The following is a 6101-nucleotide window of genomic DNA, read 5'->3' as shown; positions in this document are numbered from 1 at the left end:
AACGAACCCGAGCCCACCGGTGAGCGCGGTGTCATCGTCTCCACCGCGTCGGTGGCCGCGTTCGAAGGGCAAATCGGCCAAGCGGCCTATGCCGCGTCCAAGGGTGGTGTGGTCGGCATGACGCTGCCGATTGCGCGCGACCTCGCCAAACTCGGCATCCGCCACATGACGATCGCGCCAGGCATCTTTGGCACGCCGATGTTGTTTGGCATGCCGCAAGCGGTGCAAGACGCGCTGGCGGCGATGGTGCCCTTCCCATCACGCTTGGGGCGTCCCGACGATTACGCCAAGCTGGTGCAGCACATCATCGAAAACGATATGCTCAATGGCGAGGTGATCCGCCTCGACGGCGCGATTCGCTTGCAGCCGCGCTAAAGGAGAGGCCCTCGTCCCCGGGGAGCGCTACACTGGCGGCTGTCCGCGCGTCTACACGGCTGACCCGCAACCATGGCCACCCCGACTCCACAAGAAATCGCCCGCGAGGCCGTCAAGCTACTGGCGGCGCGTCGGCTGCCGCCCACGCCCGACAATTTTCAGAGCGCCTACCATGAGGTCGCGGGCACCCGGCCGCTGCAGCCGTTTCCGCTGCTTCAATTGCGCCAGATCGGCCAAGCATTGCCGGAGCGCACCCCGGCTCAAGTGCGCTTCAAGGCGCTGTTCAACAAGGCCGTCTCGCGCCACAGTTGGGAAGACCTGGAAAAACTGCTGACGCAGCACCTGGCCAGCGTGGCCGCTGCCCCACCACCCGTCGGTAGCACCCGCGAGGAACGCGATAACGCCCCACCCGCTGCGCCCACCGCGCCAGCCGCTTCGGCAGACGCTGCGCCGCCCATCGCGCCCGAGATCGCCGAGCAGACGGCGCGCATCATCGACATCGCCCAGCCGCTGGTGGCGGCTGACGACGCCCGGCTGCAGCAACTGGGCAGCGAACTGGTGCAGTACCTGCGCCTGCCCGATCACCACACACCGACCCTGCGGCGCCTGCTGGCCGATTACGCATGGCGACTGTCGTTTGGGGTTGAAGAGCAATTGGGCGTACGCGAGGGGCTGTTGGCGCTGCTGCGCCAAGTGCTCGAACAGCTCGATGCGCTCAGCCCCGACAACCCATGGCTACGCCAGCAGTTGCAAGCGCTGGTGCAAGCCGTGCAGCCGCCGCTGTCGCAACGCCGGCTGGAGGACCTGCACAGCCGGCTCAAGGACATCGCCGCCAAGCAAGTGCAGGCGCGTGAGCAGACGCTGCAAGCCCAGGAGCTGATGCGCCAGACGCTGGCCACCTTTCTGGAGCGGCTGGCGCAGACGGCCGACGCCACCAGCCAGTACCACAGCAAATTCGAAGCCTGCGCGCAGCGCCTGGAGCAAGCGACCAGCCTGGCCGACATGGCGCCGGTGGTGCAAGAAGCCATCCAGACCGCGCGCGCCTTCGCCACCGACACCCAGCGCGTGGCCGACGAGCTGATCGACTTGCGCGACCGCGCCAACCGCGCCGAAGCCGAAGTCCAACGGCTGCAGCGGGAGCTGGATCAGATGGCCGAGCTCGTCACGCACGACCTGCTGACTGGCGTACTCAACCGCAAGGGGCTGGAATCCGCCATCGACCGCGAAAGCCGGCGTGCCGAGCGCCAGGGAACGCACTTGTGCCTGGCGTTGCTGGACGTCGACAACTTCAAACGCCTCAATGACACCCTGGGCCATCTGGCCGGTGACGCGGCGCTCAAGCACCTGGCCGACGTCAGCCGCCGCAGCCTGCGGCCGCAAGACACCATCGGGCGCTACGGCGGCGAGGAGTTCATCATCATCCTGCCCGACACCGAGCCGACCGAGGCGGCCGAGGTCGTGCGCCGCCTGCAGCGTGACCTGAGCACGCACCTGTTTTTGCAAGGCGAGCAGCACGTGCTCATTACCTTCAGCGCTGGCGTGACCGAGCTGCGCGCGGACGAACCCGTGGCCGATGCCATCGCCCGCGCCGATGCTGCCATGTACCGTGCCAAGCGCGCCGGTAAAAACCGGGTCGAGATTGGCTAACATTTCGGCTCATTCCGCAGCTCAGCGCGTCGGGTCGGGTCGCCAAACACGTTCTGCCATCATGATGAATCGTCGTGGGATACTGCGGGGCGCGCTGGCCAGTGCGGCCGTGCTGGCCGCTGGCGGCGGCACCGGCTGCGCGGCGCGTGAGCTGCTACGGGTGGCCTACCACCCTTGGCCCGGTTATGCGCCGCTGGAGCTGGCCCGCAGCCTGGATTGGTGGGAAGAGGCTGCCGTGCAGGCGCTGCGCACCGGCTCGGCGTCGGCATCGCTGCAAGCGCTGCGTGAAGGGCGCGTCGCGGCGGCCGCGCTCACGCTCGACGAAGTGATCGGCGCCCGCCACCAAGGACTGCCGCTGCGGGTCATGGGGATACTCGACATCTCGCTGGGGGCCGACCAAGTGCTGGCCCGCCCCAGCCATGCCGACCCTGCGCAGTGGCGCGGCGCGCGCCTGGGACACGAAAACAACGCCGTGGGCGAACTGATGGCCGTGGCGTGGCTGCAGGCCGCGGGGCTGCAAGCCAGCGACGTGCAGATGGTGCACGTCCCGTTCGACCGGCACGAGGCCGCTTGGCACCAACACGAGGTCGACCTGCTCGTGACCTTCGAGCCCACCGCAGGCCGCCTGCGCCATCGCGGGGCCGTGCCCATCTTCGACAGTGCGCAACTGCCCGCGCCCTGGGCTATCGTGGACGTGCTGGCGGTCCATGCGCGTTTTGCCACGGGTCGGCACACCCCCCAGTGGCGCGCACTGCTGGCCAGCGTGTGGGCGGCCCAGCGGCACCTCAACGAACTGCCGGAGGACAGCCGCTACCGACTCGCGCCCTGGCTAGACGTGCCGCGCGACGAGGTCTTCGCGCTTTTTGCCGGCCTGCGACTGACCGGCTGGCGCGACAACCGCGACTGGCTGGTGGGCGATGAAGCGCGCCTGCCCGCCGTGGCCGACGCGCTGCGCGACCTGATGCGCCGCAATGGATTGCTGTCGGGCACCGAAGTCGACACCCCCCTGGTGTGGCCCGATGCCATCGGAACCGAAGCCCCGACATGAGCCCCCTGCGCCCTCCCCCCAATACCGGTAGCGCCGGCCTGACGCGGCGCAGCTGGCTGCTGGGCGGGCTGGCACTGGCCGCCAGTGCCGCGCGCGCGGCGCATCCCCCGCGCCAGACGGTACGGTTGGGGATTCTGATCTACCGCCCACTGGAAGTCGAACAGCGCACCTGGCGACCACTGCTGCAAGCCCTCGACGAGCGACTCGCTCCGCTGACCGTCGAGGCCCAGCTGCTGTCTTATGACGAACTCGACACCCATATCTCGGCACGGCGCGTCGATCTCGTCATCACCAACCCGGCGCACGCGGTCATGTTGGAGGTGCGCGAGGGGGCCAGTACCCCCATGGCCACGCTGGTGCGCCGCCGTCGCGGCATCGAGACGACCGCCTTTGGTGGGGTGGTGCTGGTGGCCAGCCACAGCCGGCTACAGCATTGGCGCGATCTGCGCGGCCACCGCGTGGCGGCGGTGCACAAGGAATCGCTGGGCGGACTGCACCTGCAGCGCTTCGAACTGCACCGCCGCGGCGTGCGCGACAGCGAGATCGACTGGGTCTACACCGGCATGCCACACGACCGTGCCGTGCGCGCCGTCCTCGACGACCAAGCGGACGCCGCCTTCGTGCGCGACGGCGTGTGGGAAGCGCTGCTGGCCAGCGGCGCCATCCCCCCGAACCGCCTGCGGGTGTTGCAACGGCAAGACCTGCCGGGCTACCCCGTGGCGGTGAGCACCCCGCTGTACCCCGAATGGGCGGTGCTGGCGCTGCCGCACGTGGACACCGCGTGGCGGGGTTTGATCACGCAAGCCCTGTTGGCCCTGCGCGGCGACGCCCGGCTGGCCGGCGGTGAGATCGCGGGCTTTACACCGGCGCTGACCTATGCCACGATCGAGCGCCTGCTGCGCGAGCTGCGCGCCGAACCTTTCGGCACCCCGCGCTTGACGTGGCAAGAAAACCTGCGTCTCAACGCGCCGGGCTGGGCGGCCGCCGCTGGGGGCATCGTGGCGCTGGGCGCACTCGCAGGCTGGATGGCCCACCAGCGCCGACGCCTGCAAGGCTTGCTGCGCGACAAGGCAACCCTGCTGGACGAGTTGGCGGTCGTGGCCAAGACGTTCGACAGCGCGCAGGGCGTGCTCATCACGGACGCTAGCGGGCGCGTCATACGCGTCAACCGGGCGTTCACCGCCATCACCGGCTACACCGAGGCCGAAGCGCAGGGCCGCAAGCCCGGCGAGCTGCTCGGCTCGGGCCGCCACGGGGCAGACTTTTACCGCGCCATGTGGGAGGCACTGCAGCGCGACGGCCACTGGGAGGGCGAAATCTGGAACCGCCGCAAGAACGGCGAGATTTACCCCGAATGGCTGACCATCAGCGCGGTCACCGACGCGGTCGGGAAAGTCCGGCACTACGTGGCCATCTTCAGCGACATTGGCTGGCGTGTACAGGCCGAGGCACAGATCCAACAACTCGCCTTCTATGACGCGCTCACCGGCCTGGCCAACCGCCGCCTGGCGCTGGATCGGCTGCAACAAGCCATCCTAACCGCGCGGCGCGACGGGCGCTGGGGCGCAGTGCTGTTCGTCGATTTGGATCATTTCAAGGCCATCAACGACGTGCACGGCCACGATGCAGGCGATGCCGTGCTGCGCGCGGTGGCCCAGCGGTTGCGCGCCGCGCTGCGCGAGCAAGACACCCCGGCGCGCTTAGGGGGAGACGAATTTTTGGTGCTGCTGCCCGCCGCACACCCCAGCCGGGCCAGCGCTGCCGACGCGGCGCGCACCGTGGCCGACAAAATCGTTATCGGTGTGACCGCACCACTGGAATTGCCTGGGCAAGCCCAGTCGACCCGATTGACGTGCAGCGTGGGCATCGCGCTCTTTGGTGACGACGATGCCCAGGCGGAAGACGCGGCAGCCGTGCTGCGCGCCGCCGACTTGGCCATGGTCAGCGTCAAGCAAGGGGGGCGCAACGGCGTGGCCTTCTTCGACCCCGAGATGGAGGCCGCCATGCGCGAGCGCCAGCAGCGGCTGGACGCGCTGCGCGATGCCATCGACACGGGGAGGCTGTGCCTGTACCTGCAACCCCAGGTCGATGCCAAGGGGCGCATCGTCGGCGCCGAAGCACTGGTGCGCTGGCCGCAGGCGGATGGCAGCTTCACCCCCCCAGCGAGTTCATCCCGCTGGCCGAGGAAAGCGGCCTGATCGTGCCGCTGGGGCCACGGGTGCTGGCGCAAGCCCTGGCGCTGCTGGCGCGCTGGCGCGACGACCCGGCGCTGTCGCGCCTGCGGCTGGCCATCAACATCAGCGCGCGCCAGTTTGCGCAGCCCGACTTCGCCAACGGGCTGCTGCATGCGCTGCGGCAGGCCGGTATATCGCCCCAGCGGCTGGAAGTGGAAATCACCGAATCGGTTTTGTTGGGCGACATCGAACAGGCACGACGGGTGCTGCAGACACTGGACCGGCACGGCCTGTCGCTGGCGATCGACGACTTTGGCACCGGCTATTCCTCGCTGGCCTACCTGGCCGAGCTGCCGTTCGACGTCATCAAGATCGACCAGCGCTTCGTGGCCCGGCTACAACAACACGACCGCCACGACGAAGCCATCGTGACCACCATCATCGCGCTCGGGCGCCGCTTGGGGATGACCGTGCTGGCCGAAGGCGTGGAAACGCCCGAGCAGGCCCAGTACCTGCTCGAGCACGGTTGTCACCAATTGCAGGGCTATCTGTACGGGCGGCCCATGCCCGTCGAGGCGTTCGAGGCACTGGTGCGCGAGCGCCCCGGCGCGAGCCATGACGGCGGCAACGACAGCGGCACGCGATAATCCCGGCCTGTGGCCATCCCGAGCGAATTTTTGCAGACGCTGCTGGCGCGCGTGGACCTCGTCGAGGTCGTCGGGCGCTATGTGCCGCTGCGCAAGGGGGGCGCCAATTTCGTCGGGCTGTGCCCCTTCCACGCCGAAAAATCGCCCTCCTTTACCGTCAGCCCCAGTAAGCAGTTCTATCACTGCTTTGGCTGCGGCGCGAGCGGCAAC

At 68.7% G+C, this 6101-nt stretch carries 6 protein-coding genes; all 6 read left to right on the top strand.

Annotated elements, in window-relative coordinates:
• A partial coding sequence (locus tag Q0716_RS09915; RefSeq protein WP_299022759.1) for an SDR family NAD(P)-dependent oxidoreductase occupies positions 1–375 on the top strand: 375 nt, incomplete at its 5' end.
• Between the two features lie 72 nt (positions 376–447).
• The gene (locus Q0716_RS09910) at positions 448–2022 is read left to right on the top strand and encodes a diguanylate cyclase (protein WP_299022756.1); all 1575 of its coding nucleotides are present in this window, start codon (positions 448–450) and stop codon (positions 2020–2022) included.
• A 61-nt stretch (positions 2023–2083) separates the two neighbouring features.
• Positions 2084–3070 (top strand): ABC transporter substrate-binding protein, encoded by a 987-nt coding sequence (locus Q0716_RS09905; RefSeq protein WP_299022753.1) that lies wholly within the window; start codon positions 2084–2086, stop codon positions 3068–3070.
• Positions 3067–5268 (top strand): diguanylate cyclase, encoded by a 2202-nt coding sequence (locus tag Q0716_RS09900; protein ID WP_299022750.1) that lies wholly within the window; start codon positions 3067–3069, stop codon positions 5266–5268. Before Q0716_RS09905 ends, Q0716_RS09900 begins: the two co-directional genes overlap by 4 nt.
• Before the next feature lie 2 nt (positions 5269–5270).
• Positions 5271–5891, top strand: a complete 621-nt coding sequence (locus Q0716_RS09895) for an EAL domain-containing protein (RefSeq protein WP_299022747.1) — start codon at positions 5271–5273, stop codon at positions 5889–5891.
• Positions 5892–5900: 9 nt separating this feature from the next.
• Positions 5901–6101, top strand: a 201-nt coding sequence (locus Q0716_RS09890; protein ID WP_299022744.1) for a CHC2 zinc finger domain-containing protein, incomplete at its 3' end; no start/stop codon positions are given.

The sequence above is a fragment of the uncultured Tepidimonas sp. genome (assembly GCF_938045175.1).
Lineage (GTDB): Bacteria > Pseudomonadota > Gammaproteobacteria > Burkholderiales > Burkholderiaceae_C > Tepidimonas.
The sequence above is the reverse complement of the archived record's forward strand: the minus strand, read 5'-3'. Positions and strand labels throughout refer to the sequence as shown.